This window comes from Nonomuraea sp. NPDC049655, from assembly GCF_044465465.1.
Classification (GTDB): Bacteria; Actinomycetota; Actinomycetes; order Streptosporangiales; family Streptosporangiaceae; genus Nonomuraea.
Map to the genome: position 1 here is coordinate 160,514 of NZ_JBITLS010000001.1, position 15,424 is coordinate 175,937.

Genomic DNA, 15,424 nt, shown 5'->3' on the forward strand with positions numbered 1-15,424 from the left:
GCCCGGGACGGCCGGCGAGCGCCGCCGTGAACCGGGAGAACGCGCGTCAACAAGGCCCCTCCGGCACGGACCCGCGCAACCGTGACTTCGACCCCGCCATCGCCACGGTGATGCTGACGCAGGGCCAGTGTTCAGCGCCTGTCCCCGTCCTGACGTGCGTCGTAGGGGACCTCGGCCAGGCCCTGCGCGAGGGCGCGGCCTGGATCCCGCAACTCCGGTCGATCCCGCCGGACGGCCTCGGAGCGTCACACTCCCGCGCCTGGACCGGCGGAAGCAGCCGCGACGCCTCTTCTTGAGACGGCGAGCACGGCGGCCGGTGTCATTTCTCCACCCCGGTGCTCATGATGCCGCGCACGAATGCGCGCTGGAAACAGCCGAAAAGGATCACTGGTACGGCGATCGTCATCATGGCCCCGGCCTGGATGTAGGCCGGTTTCGTCGAGTACAGGCCGTTGAAGACGGCCAGACCTACCTGCAGCGGCTGGAGCTCGGGCCCTCTTGACGACCTGCCAGTCGACCTTGTTGGTGAACTGCCCGGCCGGCTCGGCGAAGAAGGCCTCCTGGTCGGCGGTACGGGCGGGCATCGCGCCGTACGCGGAGAGCAGTTCCTGCGAGGCCGGGCCGACCAGGTACTTCAGGAATTCGAAGGCCGCGGCGGGATGCTTGCTGCCGGCGAGGATCCGGAAGGTGTCCGCGCTGGTGGGGGAGGTGGTCCTGCCGTCATGCGAGGGCATCGCGGCCTCCGGCGCGTTCCGTACCGCCGGAATGATCTCCGAACGGGTGTCTCCCATGGACGCGGAATCCACCTACGCACGCCTGCGGGACGGCGGCGCACCGCCCGGAGCCCTCTGCTTCGACTGGACCGACACGACGGGGGAACGGTGACCGCCGAGATCGCGGTCGCTGCCTGCGGGTCGGTGTCCACGATGAGCCTGCGCTGCCCATGGTGGTCACTTTGAGTGGTCACCGGCGGCGTAGCGGCTCCGAGGGCATGGCCGCCGCGCCGGCGGCGGGTCAGGCGGGGATGTCGGCGGCTGCCTTCCGGAGGGCGTCGCCGGCGTCCGTGACGGGGTCGCCGTGGCCCACGCAGGCCGTCCGGACGTCCAGTTCGGCCAGCCGCCGGAACGAGCGGAGCATCTCGTCACGGACCATGTTGAACACTCCGGGCATGACCAGCCCGGACACGTGCGCCACGGTGTCGCCCGTGAAGAGGACTCCGTGCTCCGGCAGGTGGAGGGCGATGCTGCCGGCGGTGTGCCCGGGGGTGGCGATCACGCGGGCCCCGCCCCCGAAGGCGATCACGTCGCCGTCCTCAAGCTCGCGGTCCACCCGGCACGGCGGCGCGGGCGGCAGCAGGTGGGCGCCCAGACTGCGATGCAGGGCCCGCTCCTCGTCGGTGAAGTTCGGCGGCGGGGCGGGCGCGTCCCCTCGGATCACCGGGGCCTCCAGGCGATGGGCCATCACCGTGACCTCGCCCCACGCCGTCACGTCCGCCGCACTGCCGCAGTGGTCCTCGTGGTAGTGGGTGAGGACGACCCGCCGTACGGCGTCGGTGCGCAGCCCGAGCCGGCCGATCGCCTCGGCGATCTCCCCGGCCGAGGTGGCGATGCCCGTGTCCACCAGGGTGAGCACACCGTCGTCGTTCCACAGGTACGCCTGCCCGAACGTCAGCCGCAGCAGGTGCAGGCGCCGGTCGACCTCCACGACCTCCATCGCGGGACCCCCTCTCATCAGCACTGATGTCAGGGAACAGGTAACCGGTCCGCTCATGGCACTGTCCAACATCCATGGGACCGCGGATTGACAACCGATGGTTGTCGATGCAGGGTCTGGGCGTGGAAGCAGACGTTCCCGGCATCCGCGCCTTCATCGCGACCGCCGAAGAACTGCACTTCGGCAGGGCCGCCGCGCGCATGTTCATCACCCAGCAGGCGTTGTCGAAACGCGTCCGCAGGCTGGAGGACGCCCTCGGCACGCCGCTGTTCGATCGGACCACCCGGTCCATCGAACTGACCGCCGCCGGAAGGCGGTTCCTGCCCCTGGCCGTGGCGGCGGTGGCGGCGTTCGACGAGGCCGTGGGGGCGGTCCGCGTGGTGGACAGCCCCGTCCGCGTGGACGTCTACGACGAGCGCTTCACGCCCCTGCGCATGGTCAGGGAGGCGAGCGAGCGCGACCCGCGGCTGCGCGTGGAGGTGAGCATGCGGCAGGGGCTCGCGGTGGCGCTGCCGGCGCTGCGCCGCCAGGAGATCGACGCGGCCTTCGGACGGGCGCGCGACCTGCCGTGGCCGGAAGAGCTGGCCCAGCGGCTGGTCCACCTGGAGCCCCTGGCCGCGTTCGTCCCGGAGGATCACGCGCTCGCGCACCTGAGAGAGCTGCGGCCCGCCGACCTGCGGGCGGGCGGCATCGCCATGCCCGACCCGGCGGGCGCCGCCGAATGGCGCGCCTACCTGAGACGCCTCGCCGACCGTCTCGGCGTCCCCTTGCGCTTCACCGAGCCCGCCATCGGCCAGGGGCACCTGGTCCAGCAGTTCCTGCGCGAGAAGAGCGCCGTCGGCCTGGGGGAGTGGAGCATCGGCGCGACGGGGAGCGGGCTGCGCCGCATCCCCATCGTGGACCCGGTCCCCCTCCTGCCGTGGTGGGTGGTCTGGCACCGCCGCAACCCGCACCCGCTGCTCCGTACGCTGCTCGGCCGGCTCCCACGCGTGCGCCCGCCGGACCCGTCGGACGGGCGGCACTGGATCCCCGACGCCGACCGCGTCCTCCCGTAGGGTCGCCCGGCGTGACCGGCGTGGCGTGACCGGCGTGGCGTGACCGGCGGGGTGCCGGCCTTTCACGCGCGCGTCCTTCGCGGCCGGCGGGAGGTGGTGCGGAGCAGGGCGTACCCGATCAGGATCGAGACGACCAGCACCACGCCGGCGTCCACGGCGGCGGCCAGCCGGACACCGCTCAGCAGAGCCGGGGCCGCGGCCTGACCGGCGGCCTGGAGGGCGGACACCTGCGCCATGCAGATGGCGCTGAGGATCGGGGTGCCGACGGTGATGCCGATCTGCTGGGCGCTCGTCACCAGCCCGGTCGCGACGCCTTGAGCCGTGTCGGGCAGCCCGGACGTCACGGTGACGCCGTAGGAGACCACGACCGACATGTGGCCCACAGAGGCCAGGCAGATCACGGCCAAGGCCGGCCAGACAGCCTCGGTCACGGTCATCGCGGCGGTGCAGACACCCTGCAGGGCCAGCCCCGCGACCAGCGTCCGCCCCGCGCCCAGCACCCGGATCACCGAGGAGGAGACCATGCCCGTCACGGCCAGGACGACGCCCTGGCCGCCGAAGAACAGACCTGTCCACAGGGGTGACAGCGCCACGACGTCCTGCAGGTAGAGAGTCAGCAGGAAGATGAACGAGCTCATCATGGAGAAGGTGATCAGGCCGCCCAGGCTGCCGAAGGCGACCGTGGGCCTGCGCAACATCGTCAGCGAAACCAGCGGCTGCGCGGCTCGCGACTCGATGACCACGAACCCGCCCAGCAACAGCACGGCCGCCGCCATGGCCACCACCCTCACCGCTCCCGCCGCCGACAGGGCGAAGATGAGGCAGACCAGGCCGCCGCTGACTGTGGCGGCTCCGGGCAGATCCAGCCGGGGAGAGCGGGCGCCCCGGCTCTCGCTCAGCAGGCCGGGCGCCGCCACGGCGAGGACGCCGCCCGCGACGGCCAGCAGCGCCATCGTCGAACGCCAACCCAGCGTGTCGGTCATGGTGCCGCCGACCAGCATGCCGACGGTGAATCCGAGCGAGAGCACCGACCCGCTGGCGCCGAGCGCCCGGTTGCGCTGCGGCCCTTCGGCAAAGGTCGTCGTCAGCAGCGACATGCCGGTGGGAATGACGGCGGCGGCCCCCAGCCCCTGCAGGACCCGCCCCGCGACGAACACCCCCGGGTTCCACGCGAGGGCGGCCACCACGGAGGCCACGGTGAACAGCAGGACGCCGCCCAGGAAGAGCCTGCGCCTGCCGTACAGGTCCGCCATGCGGCCGAACAGCAACAGGCATCCGCCCGAGGGCAGCGCGAAGGCGGTGATCGCCCATTGCAGGTCGGCCTGTTCCATCCCGAGCTCCCTGCCGAGATCGGGCAAGGCCACATTTAGAATCGAAAAATCCAAAGAAATAATGAATTGCGCGGCACACAGGATGGCAAGGATGAGTTTGGCACGCGTGGTGAACCGAGCGCCGTGCTCCCCGGAGGAGGTTCCGGCACCGGCCTCGGCGTCCCTGGACAAGGGGTCGATCGTCATGACGTCCACGCTCGGCCATCACCGGTCCGCGCGGGGAGAGCGTGGTGACACCGGTGGTGGCACCACCAGTCGAAGCGGTGCGCGGTGAGGTCGGGAGAGGAACGTCGCCGGGACCTGCGTGACTTCCTGGTGAGCAGACGTGCCCGCGTCAGCCCTGCCTCCGCCGGCCTGCCGGCGGGCGGGCGCCGGCGCACGCCGGGGCTGCGCCGTGAGGAAGTCGCGGTGCTGGCCGGGGTGAGCCCGGGGTGGTACCAGTGGCTGGAGCAGGGACGCGACATCAACGTCTCCGCGCAGGTGCTGGACGCGGTGGCGCGGGTCCTGCAACTGGACGAGGTCGAACGGCGGCACCTGTACACACTGGCCGGGCACAATCCGCCGTCTCCGGCCGGACACCCGCACGCCTACTGCGAAGGACTGCAACGACTGATCGAAGCCTGGGACCCCAAGCCGGCGACCATGCTGGACGCCTCCTGGAACCACGTGGCCTGGAACGAGTCGGCCAGGCTCGCGCTGGACCTGGCGCAGGCCGAGCGCAACTGCCTGGTGGGCTTCTTCCACGACCCGCGGTACCGACGCCGGGAGCGGGCCTGGCAGGACCTGGCGCCGACCGTGGTGGCGGCCTTCCGCGCCACGGCGGCTGAGCAGCCCCGCGATCACGACATCCACGACGTGGTCCGCGCACTGGAGGCGACCAGTCCCGAGTTCGCCCGGCTGTGGGCACGACAGGACGTCCAGGCGGCAGGAATCTGGATCAACGAGGTCGACCATCCCGTCGTGGGCACGCTGACCTTCGAGAGCAGCCAGATGAGACTGCCCGCCAGGCCCGACCTGACCATGGTGCTGTACAACCCGCTGCCCTGCACCGACACCGCGGACAAGCTCGCCTGGCTGCGCTCCGTCACCGCGCCCGTCTGAGACCGGCGGCCGTGAAGGGAGACGGGCGCATCGGCGGACACGGCGCCCTGCTCGCCACCGGGACCAGGGACGGGTCCCTCCGGCTGTGGAACACAGCCGACGGCAAGACCACTGAACCCGTCCTCGCAGGCAAGGGCGGTGCGATCACCGCGATCGCCTTCGGCGGCGTGCTCACCACCGCCCGCGAAGACGGCGACCTGCTGCTGTGGACCGTCAGGAACGGGCGGGCCGAGACGGCTTCGCGGCGCGTCATCTCCTCGCTCGACGCGGCGACGTCGGTCGCGGTGAGCGCCGACGGCACCATGCTCGCCGAGGCGACGAAGGCAGAGGTGCGCCTCTGGGACGTGGCCAGCGGCAGGCGACTCAGGGAGTGGCACGCCCGAACAACCTCCCTGGCCTTCAGCCCCGACAACGGTGGGCTCGCGGCGGGCGCCGGGGACGACGGCCCAGGCCGTCCAGAACGTGCTGCGCTCGCAGCAGCTGGGCCAGGCCGGCCTGGTCGCCACCGCCTACGCCTCGACGGTCCGGGCCCTGGTCGCGGTCATCACCACACTCAACACCGAGATCAAGACCCTCGCAGACGAGGTCGAGGCGCATTTTGGCTGGCAGCCGGACGCTGAGGTCATCCTCAGCCAGCCCGGTCGTGGGGTCGTTCTCGGCGCCCGGGTGCTCGCCGAGTTCGGGGACGCCCCCGGCCGCAATGCCAGTGCCAAAGCGCGCAAGAACTGCGCCGGAACCAGCCCGATCACCCGCCGATCCGGCAGGCCAACCATGGCAGCCGCCATCAGCATCAAGCGGTACGCCGTCACCTGTTAGCCATAATATGACTAGTTAGAGTATGACTATGGCGCAACGTTCCGTCCTTGGACTCATCGTGCTGGGGTTGCTCACCGAGGAACCCATGCACGTCTACCGCATGCAGAAGCTCATCGAGCTGTACGGCAAGGACCGTGTCGTGAACGTCAGGCGCCGGGCGAGTCTGTACCAGACCATCGACCGGCTGACCCGCCTCGGCCTGGTGGAGGTGCTGCAGCGGGAGAGCACCGAGAGCCACCCGGACCGCACCGTCTACGCCATCACCGACCTGGGGCGCGAAACCGCCGAACGCTGGCTGCGCGAGATGCTGCGCACCACGGGCGGCGAGTTCCCGGAGTTCGTCGCGGCCGTTTCGATACTGGTCGGGCTCCCACCCGAAACAGCGCGCAAGGAGCTGGAGACACGCGCCCACGCGCTGGCCGGTGCCCTGGCGGAGGTCGAGTCGACGCTGAAGTCCTCCGGTGAGGTGCCGCGGCTGTTCCTGCTGGAGGAGGAGTACCGCCGCGCGGTGCTCACCGCCGAACTGGAGTGGGTCCGCGGTGTGGTCGAGGACCTGCGGCAGGGACGGCTGACCTGGGACGAACCATGGCGGCGCGCGATCGCGGCCGCCCTCGAATCACCGGAGGAAGAGGCATGAGCAAGGAGTTGTACTACGAAGTGACGGGCTCGGGCCCGTTACTGCTGCTGATCGCCGGCGGCACCGACGACGCCAGGGACTTCACCGGGATGACGCCGCTGCTGTCCGACAGCTACACGGTGGTCTCCTACGACTGCCGCGGGATCTCCCGCAGCCGGTCCGACGGCCCGCTTCCGGACGTGTCGATGGAGACGCAGGTGGAGGACGCTCATTGGGTCCTGAAAGCCGCCGGCGGCGGACCGGCGCACGTCTTCGGCAACAGCAGCGGCGGCCTGATCGCCCTGGCCCTCGCCGCCCGCCATCCCGACCTGGTACGTACGGTGGTCACCCACGAACCGCCCGCCGTCTCCCTCCTCCCCGCCGACGATCCCCGCAGGAAGCTGGGCCACGAGGTGGACGAGGCGTACCGAAGCGGCGGGGTGGAGGCGGCGATGGCGCTCTTCGCGGCCGGCGCCGGTCTCGACAAGTGGGACCCGGACCCGCCCGGCGGAATCGCGGAGTCGCCGGAAGCGATGGCGCAGATGCAGGCCAAGCTCGCCCGGATGCAGACCAACCTGGAGTTCTTCTTCGGGCATGCGGCACTGCCGTACATGTCGTACAAGCCCGTCGTGGACCCCTCGATCCACGTCGTGGTGGCAGTCGGTGGGCAGTCGCGCGGGCAACTGCCCCACGACGCGGCACTGGCGCTGGCCGAACGACTGGGCGTCAAGCCGATCATGGTCCCGGGTGGGCATTCAGGCTTCGTCACCCACCCAACCGCATTCGCCCACGAACTCCGCCAGATCCTGGCCTGACCCGGCCTACTAAAACCCACTCCATCCTCGCGCCGCCTGCTCAGGGCGGACCTTACGTCACAGCGTGACCGCGTCGGTTCGGGCCGACTGCCGGGGATCGGTGGCAGCCGGCGAAGGTGGAGCCGCTCAAGCAGTTCCCCAAGGCAGTGTTGGCGGCCGGTGTATGACGGGCGCCGCTTGCCGGCCCGCTGGGCGGCTCGGCGTTCATCGCTGTGGGCGTTCACCAGCCGTCGTCGACATCGTCGAGGTCTGTTGCCGGATCGTCGCCCTCGTCGGCCCCGTTGTTCTCGCCCGAAGAGGACGGCTCTTGCCAGTTGCCGGTCCGGAGGTCGTCCACCAGGTTGATGGTGGCAAAGATTCCGAGGGCCGCGGTGAAGAGCCCCATCAGCACATTCCAAGGGGTGGAGAGGTCCTCACCCGCACCGTTGATTCCGTGGATCACTCCAGCGATCATCAGCAGTCCCTCGACGGTCACTGCTGCCGCGAAGATCAGACACACTGCTGCGATGCAGCGTTGCTCGGTCGTGGGGCGTGTGCTGGGTGTCTCGTGCCCACGCTGCTTCATGTCGCTCAAAATATGGATAGGCCGGCGGCCCGCCTAGTGGCTGAAAGGGGGTGAATCGCTGCTGTCGCCTTCCCGTGCGCCCGCGCGCGAAGCACCCGCGTCAGGCCCTGTGCCCACGCCGCCACCAGCGCCTGCTCCTGCGACGGATGAGTACGCGCAACTCCTACAGCCGACATGGCGGGCCGGGCAACCCTGATGAGAACGCCCTACGGCAGCCAGCGCGAAGGATCCGCTCGTCCGCGCCCGTGCCCGCACCGGCTGCGCCACTGAGCCGCCACCTTCTGCAACTGGCCGATGTTCCCCGTTGGCCTTCGGCCGGGCCGCTCGCGGGTGTGCTGCCACCGGCCGACGTCCGCAAGCTGCAGGTCGGCTTCACGAACGCGTCCCCAGCTCTGAACCAAGCTGATCCGCGCAGGTCGACCGGTTTCCGGGACCGCTCCGCGGCCGTCCGTCCGGCCCGCGTCGGCGAGTTCGTGAGCATGCTGCGCCTCTGACCCCGGTCAGCCGCGCAGCAGGGCGGTGAGGTCGTCCCAGCGGGACATGAGCAGTCCGGCGATGGCGCCGAAGACGCCGACGACGGCGGCGAGCGCGAGGTCGGCGGGCTGGGGAGCCGACGCGCCGGCCAGCCCGAGCAGGGCGACCGCGAGGAGAACGAGGTTGCGCACCACGTGCTGCACCCCCATGGGCGTGGTCGAGGCGCCGAAACAGCGGCACGACACGGCGGCCCCGCGCCGGACGACGCGCACGACGGCGACCGTGAGGCAGGCCAGCAACCCGGCCGCCAGCACGAACGCCGCCGTCCCCGCCCACGGCAGCGGGATCGCGGCCAGGACGACCACGAGGGCCTCCGCCACGGCGGCCGCGACGGCGACCGGCCGGGCCGCCGCGCCTCGGGCGACCCCCATCGCCCTGACGGACTCGACGAACTCTCTCCAGGCCGTGCGGCTGGTCACCTTGCTCGCCAGCGCGAGCGCGAACGTGGTGAGCAGCAACAGCCGGCACGCCACGTCGACGTACTGCATGATCGCAACCTCACGAATCGGGCAATGGGGATGACGGGCCGGAGTGCGGCCGGGACACGTCGGTCGTGGAGTCGCCGGCCCGCGCCGGGCTCGCCGAGGCCGGTGGGACGGATTCTTTCGGCTGATCCCTTACCGCCCGCATGTTGGCAGGTGATTCCCGTCCGGCGCAACACCCCCGATCGGCCGGCAGGGCCGCGCCGTCCGGAGAACCGGCGCTCTGCCTGGGCCGATGGGAGGCCGTTGAGAAACCATTGAGAAATCGTTCAGGAGGCTGACGCATGCTGCGGCCACCAGCCCACCGACCGAAAGGAAGGCTTCATGCGTGCCATGACCAAATTGGCCGATCGGCTGCTGGAGATGGTCGCCCCGCACACCGTCGCCCGGGCGACCGACTGCGACTACCAGTGTTGCAGGGCGGACTACTGGAAGTACTGCTGCTACTACCCGAACGGCACCTCGCACTGCGGCTCCTGCATCACCAACTCGAGCGCCAAGCAGTGGTGCTGAGACCGACCGGTGCCCGGCCGCCGTCCGGCGGCCGGGCGCCTCGTTCGTGCCCCTCTCCGGGAGTTGGACAGTGTCCTACGCAATCGCCGTGCCGGCTCTCGCCGGCGTTCTGTTCCTGATGAACCTGGTGCTGGCGCTCGCGATGCTGCGGCGCCTGCGCAGGCACACCGCCCGCATCGACCACCTGTACGAGGTCGTCGCCGGCGCCCCCGACCTCGACGGCCCCGCCACGGGCGACCTGGTCGGCGACTTCTCCGCGACGGACCTGGACGCGGCCCCCGTCACGCGGGACTCGCTGCCGGAGGGCGGCGTGGTGGCCTTCCTGTCGCCCGACTGCGAGGGCTGCCGGGCGGAGCTGACCGAGCTGACCGCCTGGGCGGCCGGGCAGGACCGGTCGCGGGTCCTGGCGGTCGTGGACGCCCGCGCCGGGGACCCCGCCCGGATGGTCGCGGCGCTCTCCCCTGTGGCGCGGGTGGTGGTGGAGCGCGACCACGCGCACGTCGCCGAGGCCTTCGGGGCGCGGACCGTGCCGACCGTCTTCCGCGTCGCCGCGGGCGGGACGGTCCTGTCCCGCGTCCGCAGCGTCACGCGGCTCCCCGAGACCGCCGGGAGCCGCGGGGCCGAGCGGGCGGGGAGCAACCCGTCGTGAACGTCGAACCGGAGGTGAACCCGTGACCCCACTGCTGATCGTCTCGAGTCTGTTGTGCGTGTTGTGCCTGGCGGGCCTAGTGCTGATGCTGGGGTTGGCCCGGCGGCTGCAGGAGCACGGCAAGCTGCTCGACGCCCTGGACGAGGTCGTCGAGCAGCGCGGCGGGCCCGGCGCGAAGGGACTGGCGGCCGGTGAGGTGGCCGGCGCGTTCGACGTGCGGACGGTCGACGGCGACCGCGTCGCCCGCGACCTGCTGCCCGAGGGCGCCGTGGTCGCCTTCCTGTCCTCCGACTGCGGCCGGTGCCGGACCGAGCTGCCCGAGCTGGCCTCCTGGGCGGCCCGGCAGGACCGCTCGCGGGTGCTCGTGGTCGTGGACGCCGAGCCGCTGGCCCGCACGCTCTCGCCGGTGGCCCAGGTGGTCGTCGAGCCGGACGGCGGCCCGGTGACCGGCGCGTTCCAGGTGGACTCCTTCCCCAGCTTCTTCCAGGTCGCCGCGGGAGGCGGGGTCCTGGCGCGCATCCGCGGCGTCGCCCAGCTGCCGGCCGGCTCGGCGGCATGACGGACGGGCCGGGCCCGCGCGTCCTGGCCGCCTGCGCGGCGCGGGGCGTCGGGCTGGTGTGGCGGGCCGCGCCGCTGTACGTCCTGGGGTACGTCACGGTCACGCTGGTGAGCGGCGTCACCCCGGTCGTGCTCGCGTGGCTGACCAAGGCGGTGCTCGACGGCGTCGCCACTGGGCGGGTCGCCTCGCTGCTCTGGCAGGCGGTGGCCGTCGCGGCCGTCACGACGCTGGCAGCCGGCGCCGCGCAGGCGGCCCAGTACCTGCGGGCCGAGGTCGACCGGCAGGTTTCGGTGCGGGCCAAGGCCGAGCTGTTCGCCGCGGTGTGCGGGTTCACCGGGCTGGCCAGGTTCGAGAGCCCGACCTTCCTGAACCGGCTGCGCATGGCCCAGCAGAGCGCCAGCAACCCGGGCAGGCTGGTGGACACCGCGCTCTCGACGACCAGCAGCGTGATCACCGTCGCCGGGTTCGTCGGGTCGCTGGTGGTGATCAGCCCGGCCTTCACCGGGCTGGTGCTGCTGTCGGCGGTCCCGGCGCTGCTGATCGAGCTGCGGCTGGCCCGTCAGCGGGTGGACATGATGTGGCGCATCGGGCCGGCCGAGCGCCGGGAGATGTTCTACGCCCACCTGATGTCCACGACCGACGCGGCCAAGGAGATCCGGCTGTTCGACCTCGGGTCGTTCCTGCGGCTGCGCATGCTGGGCGAGGCGTGGACCGCCATCAGGGCCCGCCGGACGATGGACCGGCGCGAGTTCGGCATGCAGGCGGGCCTGGCGGGCGCGTCGGCGCTGGTCGCCGGGGCCGGCATGGTGTGGGCGATCCTGGCGGCCGGCCAGGGGCGGCTGAGCGTGGGCGACGTGGCGATGTTCGTGGCGGCCGTCGCGGGCGTGCAGGCGGCGCTGAACGTCACCGTCTCGGCCGGGACGATGGCCCACGAGCAGTTGCTGACCTTCCACCACCACGTCACGATCCTGGACTCGGGCCCGGGGCTGCCCTCGCCCGCGCGGCCCGTCCCGCTGCCGGCGCTGCGCCGCGGCGTCGAGCTGCGCGACGTGTGGTTCCGCTACAGCGACGAGCATCCGTGGGTGCTGCGCGGCGTCGACCTGTTCATCCCGTACGGGCACACGGTCGCGCTGGTCGGGCGGAACGGCGCGGGCAAGAGCACGCTGGTCAAGCTGCTGTGCCGGTTCTACGACCCGACCCGCGGCTCGATCCTGTGGGACGGCGTGGACATCCGGGACGTGGCCCCCGGGACGTTGCGCGCCCGCATGGGGGCGGTGTTCCAGGACTTCGTCTCCTACGAGCTGACCGCGGCCGACAACATCGCCGTGGGCGACCTCACCGCGGAGGGCGATCGCGACCGCCTGGAGCGCGCCGCCCGCGAGGCCGGCGTCCACGACGCCCTCTCCGCCCTGCCGCACGGCTACGACACGATGCTGAGCCGCGAGTTCGCGCCGGAGCAGGACGAGGAGGAGGACGGCGTGCTGCTGTCCGGCGGGCAATGGCAGCGGCTGGCGCTGGCCAGGGCCTTCCTGCGGCGCGACGCCGACCTGATGATCCTGGACGAGCCGAGCGCCGGCCTCGACGCCGAGGCCGAGCACGAGGTCCACCGGCAGCTCGCCCGCCTGCGGGCCGGACGGACCAGCGTCGTCGTCTCCCACCGGCTCGGCGCGATCCGCGACGCCGACGACATCGTGGTGCTCGGCGACGGCGTGGTCACCGAGCTGGGCACGCATGGCGAGCTGATGGCCCTGGACGGCACGTACGCCCGGCTGTTCACCCGGCAGGCCAGCGGCTACCGGGACGACGTGGAGGTGCCCGGATGATCGTCAGCGGCCTGGTCGCCGGGCTCGGGGCGATCGTGCTCGGGCTCGCCTGGCTGCGGCGCGCGTACGTGGTGGTGACCGTGGAGGGGGAGAGCATGCTGCCCACCTACCGGCCCGGGGAGCGCGTGCTGGTGCGCAGGACCGGGCCGCGACGGCTGCGCACCGGCCAGGTCGTCGTCCTGGCCCGGCTCGTGGAGGCGGCCGAGGTCGGGCAGGCGCGCTGGATGATCAAGCGGCTCGCGGCCGTCCCCGGCGACCCCATTCCCCGCGCGACCGTGCCCGCCCTTCGCGCCGCGCCGGGAACGCGCGTCCCGGACGGCCACCTCGTCGTGCTGGGCGACAACCCGCGGCGCTCGCTCGACTCCCGCCGCACCGGCTACCTGACCGCCGACCGGCTGCTCGGCGTGGTGCTGCGCAAGGTCGAGAGCACGGACGCCCCTCGGGTCCCGCGCACACCATGATCGGACGAGCGCGGCTCCGGGCGCGGAGCCGGCGCGCGTCACCGGACGGGGCGGACGCCTTTCGCGATCTTCCTCAGCTCACTCATGGCGTCGATCTCCTTGGCGTAGTCAGGGCCGATGAGCACCTTGACGGCCAGGTCCTTGCGGAGCTTCCAGGTGACCGAGGGCGTGACCGGGCCGCCGGCGGCCCCCGAGTCGCCGTCCCTGGACAGCCGCGCGGGCCTGCCGCCGAGGTCCACCGTCTCGGTCCGCGGTTCCGGCCGGAAGTCGTACAGGACGTCCGCGGACGCGCCGTGGGCCACGATCACCTGGACGGCGTAGCCGCCCTGCTGGAGGCCCGGCTTCCGGAAGCTGGTGGTGTAGCTCTTGCCGGGGCCGACCACGTCGTCCTTCGACCATTTGCCCCATTCGAGCCCGTCCGGCAGGTAAGTGAGCTGGATGCCGCCGAACTTCCGCCCGTCGCCGAGGTCACCCAGGGCCTGCGGCGTCGGCGCGGGCGGCAACCGGACATGGAGCGTGACCGTACTGCCCCGCGCGACGACCTTGCCGGCAGCCGGTTCCTGCGTGCCCACCAGGCCGTTGTCGCTCCGCATCCCGGCGAGCGCGACCTTCAGCCCGGCGTCGTGGAGCGCCTTCGCCGCCTCGGCGGCGCGCCGGCCCGTCACGTCGGGCACGGTCACGTCGTCGCGCATCACGACCTGGTTCGGGCCGTTGTCAGCGGGTTCGCCGGGATTCAGCAACACCGGCACGGTCACGGCCACGGCCGCCGTGACGATCGCCGCCCCCGCCACGCGGAGCCTGGTCACGCGGGCGCGGTGCCCCCGGCGTACGGCACTGCCCAGTCCGGGCCCGGCCTGAACCTCGGCTACGTGCGCCGCCATGGCGTCGGCGAGGTCGTCCTCGATCGTCATCTCGTCACTTCCCTTGCGACATCCATGTTCTGGCGGATCCTGGCGAGCCCGCGCGCGGCCTGGCTCTTGACCGTCCCGGCCGAGCAGCCGAGCAGGGCCGCGGTGGCCTGCTCGGACTGGTCCTCCCAGTAGCGCAGGACGAGCACGGCGCGCATCCTGGGCGGCAGCCTGCGCAGCTCACTGATGAGCGTGTCGCGCAGGTCGAGGTCGGGAGAGTCGGCGGCGGTCTCGGGCGGCCGGGCGAACATGATCTCCTGGACGACCCTGCGCCGCCGCGCCCTGCTGATCGCCGCGTTCACGACGACCTTCCTCGCGTACGCCTCGGGGTTGTCGTGCCTGATCCGAGGCCAGTTCCGGTAGACCTTCTCCAGCGCGTGCTGGACCAGGTCCTCGGCGTCGTGCCGCGTCGCCCCGCACACCAGGATCGCGGTACGCAGCAACGAGGTGCTTCTCGTGGCGAGGAAGTCGTCGAAGGCAGCCTCGTCGTCATCTGTCATCAGTGAAGGTCCCCTTTCGCCCTCCCCAACGCGCGAGCCCGCCCGGAGGTTGAGTGCCTTCCCGAAGAGTCGAGGTCGGACGACGACGCCGTCCGCGCGCAGGCACGCCGGCTCCGGCGGGACCTGGCAGCCGTCCATGAGCACAGCGGGCCGCCCGGCCGAGCCTCCGCGCTCTCGTAAGCCACAACATCGTTTCGTTACGGACAGTAACCAATCAAGTGCTCACCGCTCATAGTGGGTGAGCAGCGCTTGCTGCCCCTTGGACCCCTGGAAGGAACCACAATCGTGCGACGCACACTGACCACCTTGGCCACATTCGCCGCAGCCGCCGCACTCGCCGTCACCGTCCCCGGGGGCCCCGCCTTCGCCATCGACCACGTCGAATGCCGGGGCGGCGAGAACTTCCTGAAGATCTGGTCACACTCCGGCGGACGCCAGAGCGTTGACTGCTACGCCAACAGGGGCAGGACGGACTTCGGCGGATGGTGGGTCGACCGGATCTCCACCGGCAACAACGATCTGATCTACTACGACGCCAACGGCGACTCGGTGAGGATCAATCGCTGGACCGAGATCAGCTTCCCGAATCGCCCTCCGAAGGTAGCCTCCATCGAGATCCTGTGAGACGCCGCCGTCCGGGGCGGCCGCCGGACGGCAGCCCGCTGATCGCCAGGGCGTGCAGATCGCGAAGACTCGCGCAGCCAAGTAGGACCAGCGATGCTCGAAGTCTGACAGGCACGGCGTCCCGGCCGCAGGCTGGAGGATGCCGACCAGGTCGGCGGGCAGCGCCGGGAACTGCGGCGGCGCGGTCACCCGCGCCCATGCCTGTGGGCGGGGGAGTCGGTCATGAGGGCTCTCATCTCGTCAGGGCCGGGAGGCGGCGGTGACGCGACGGGGGCGGTGGACCGGCCCGCCCGGCGAGCGCCGGCCCCCCTACCTCCGGTCCCGTCAGCCTTCCGCGCCGATGGCGCGGTCGCGGCAAA

At 71.8% G+C, this 15,424-nt stretch carries 18 protein-coding genes; 11 read left to right on the forward strand and 7 right to left on the reverse strand.

Translation table 11 applies throughout. The annotated features are described in order from the left end of the window. Positions 1-245: 245 nt before the first annotated feature. Positions 246-791, reverse strand: a complete 546-nt coding sequence (locus ACIBQ6_RS00780; RefSeq protein ID WP_397209537.1) for a hypothetical protein — start codon at positions 789-791, stop codon at positions 246-248. 223 nt (positions 792-1,014) lie between these two features. After that, positions 1,015-1,713: an MBL fold metallo-hydrolase gene (locus ACIBQ6_RS00785; RefSeq protein ID WP_397209538.1), complete on the reverse strand. Its 699-nt coding sequence runs from the start codon at positions 1,711-1,713 to the stop codon at positions 1,015-1,017. Positions 1,714-1,835: 122 nt separating this feature from the next. Here ACIBQ6_RS00785 and ACIBQ6_RS00790 point away from each other — a divergent pair, with 122 nt between their 5' ends. After that, entirely contained in the window at positions 1,836-2,768 is a 933-nt protein-coding gene (locus ACIBQ6_RS00790) for a LysR family transcriptional regulator (protein WP_397209539.1), read from the forward strand. Positions 2,769-2,830: 62 nt separating this feature from the next. Here the strand turns inward: ACIBQ6_RS00790 and ACIBQ6_RS00795 are convergent, their stop codons facing one another. After that, on the reverse strand, positions 2,831-4,285 hold the full coding sequence (locus ACIBQ6_RS00795) for an MFS transporter (protein ID WP_397209540.1): 1,455 nt from the start codon (positions 4,283-4,285) through the stop codon (positions 2,831-2,833). An 84-nt stretch (positions 4,286-4,369) separates the two neighbouring features. On the opposite strand from ACIBQ6_RS00795, the gene ACIBQ6_RS00800 reads away from it, so the two are divergent. From ACIBQ6_RS00800 to ACIBQ6_RS00815, 4 genes are all read left to right on the forward strand, one after another. Then, a complete protein-coding gene (locus ACIBQ6_RS00800) occupies positions 4,370-5,200 on the forward strand; it encodes a helix-turn-helix transcriptional regulator (protein WP_358296131.1) in 831 nt (276 codons plus the stop codon). Positions 5,201-5,662: 462 nt separating this feature from the next. Then, the gene (locus ACIBQ6_RS00805; protein ID WP_397209541.1) at positions 5,663-6,016 is read left to right on the forward strand and encodes a transposase; all 354 of its coding nucleotides are present in this window, start codon (positions 5,663-5,665) and stop codon (positions 6,014-6,016) included. Positions 6,017-6,044: 28 nt separating this feature from the next. Further along, positions 6,045-6,653 carry a PadR family transcriptional regulator gene (locus ACIBQ6_RS00810; RefSeq protein ID WP_397209542.1) on the forward strand — a complete coding sequence of 203 codons (609 nt, stop codon included), beginning with the start codon at positions 6,045-6,047 and terminating at the stop codon, positions 6,651-6,653. Continuing rightward, a complete protein-coding gene (locus ACIBQ6_RS00815) occupies positions 6,650-7,447 on the forward strand; it encodes an alpha/beta fold hydrolase (RefSeq protein ID WP_397209543.1) in 798 nt (265 codons plus the stop codon). Before ACIBQ6_RS00810 ends, ACIBQ6_RS00815 begins: the two co-directional genes overlap by 4 nt. Positions 7,448-7,667: 220 nt before the next feature. Here the strand turns inward: ACIBQ6_RS00815 and ACIBQ6_RS00820 are convergent, their stop codons facing one another. Both ACIBQ6_RS00820 and ACIBQ6_RS00825 read right to left on the reverse strand, forming a co-directional pair. After that, complete coding sequence (locus ACIBQ6_RS00820; protein WP_397209544.1) at positions 7,668-8,012, reverse strand: hypothetical protein; 345 nt, start codon at positions 8,010-8,012, stop codon at positions 7,668-7,670. Between the two features lie 500 nt (positions 8,013-8,512). Continuing rightward, positions 8,513-9,034 carry a MauE/DoxX family redox-associated membrane protein gene (locus tag ACIBQ6_RS00825; RefSeq protein ID WP_397209545.1) on the reverse strand — a complete coding sequence of 174 codons (522 nt, stop codon included), beginning with the start codon at positions 9,032-9,034 and terminating at the stop codon, positions 8,513-8,515. Between the two features lie 318 nt (positions 9,035-9,352). Here ACIBQ6_RS00825 and ACIBQ6_RS00830 point away from each other — a divergent pair, with 318 nt between their 5' ends. The 5 genes from ACIBQ6_RS00830 (at position 9,353) to ACIBQ6_RS00850 (ending at position 13,033) form a co-directional block, all read left to right on the forward strand. Further along, positions 9,353-9,541: a hypothetical protein gene (locus ACIBQ6_RS00830; protein WP_358296152.1), complete on the forward strand. Its 189-nt coding sequence runs from the start codon at positions 9,353-9,355 to the stop codon at positions 9,539-9,541. Positions 9,542-9,611: 70 nt separating this feature from the next. Beyond that, positions 9,612-10,190, forward strand: coding sequence for a TlpA family protein disulfide reductase (locus ACIBQ6_RS00835; RefSeq protein WP_397209546.1), 579 nt, complete (start codon positions 9,612-9,614; stop codon positions 10,188-10,190). 22 nt (positions 10,191-10,212) lie between these two features. Next, positions 10,213-10,749, forward strand: a complete 537-nt coding sequence (locus ACIBQ6_RS00840; protein ID WP_397209547.1) for a TlpA family protein disulfide reductase — start codon at positions 10,213-10,215, stop codon at positions 10,747-10,749. After that, positions 10,746-12,572, forward strand: coding sequence for an ABC transporter ATP-binding protein (locus ACIBQ6_RS00845; protein ID WP_397209548.1), 1,827 nt, complete (start codon positions 10,746-10,748; stop codon positions 12,570-12,572). The genes ACIBQ6_RS00840 and ACIBQ6_RS00845 overlap by 4 nt, the downstream gene beginning before the upstream one ends. Then, positions 12,569-13,033 carry a S26 family signal peptidase gene (locus tag ACIBQ6_RS00850; protein ID WP_397209549.1) on the forward strand — a complete coding sequence of 155 codons (465 nt, stop codon included), beginning with the start codon at positions 12,569-12,571 and terminating at the stop codon, positions 13,031-13,033. Before ACIBQ6_RS00845 ends, ACIBQ6_RS00850 begins: the two co-directional genes overlap by 4 nt. 38 nt (positions 13,034-13,071) lie before the next feature. Here ACIBQ6_RS00850 and ACIBQ6_RS00855 read toward each other — a convergent pair whose 3' ends face one another. Together ACIBQ6_RS00855 and ACIBQ6_RS00860 are read right to left on the reverse strand one after the other, a co-directional pair. After that, positions 13,072-13,944, reverse strand: coding sequence for a PASTA domain-containing protein (locus ACIBQ6_RS00855; RefSeq protein ID WP_397209550.1), 873 nt, complete (start codon positions 13,942-13,944; stop codon positions 13,072-13,074). Next, positions 13,941-14,441: a SigE family RNA polymerase sigma factor gene (locus ACIBQ6_RS00860; protein ID WP_397209551.1), complete on the reverse strand. Its 501-nt coding sequence runs from the start codon at positions 14,439-14,441 to the stop codon at positions 13,941-13,943. The genes ACIBQ6_RS00855 and ACIBQ6_RS00860 overlap by 4 nt, the downstream gene beginning before the upstream one ends. 285 nt (positions 14,442-14,726) lie before the next feature. Between ACIBQ6_RS00860 and ACIBQ6_RS00865 the strand changes: the two genes are divergently transcribed. Next, complete coding sequence (locus ACIBQ6_RS00865) at positions 14,727-15,065, forward strand: beta/gamma crystallin domain-containing protein (protein WP_397209552.1); 339 nt, start codon at positions 14,727-14,729, stop codon at positions 15,063-15,065. Positions 15,066-15,424 lie beyond the last annotated feature (359 nt).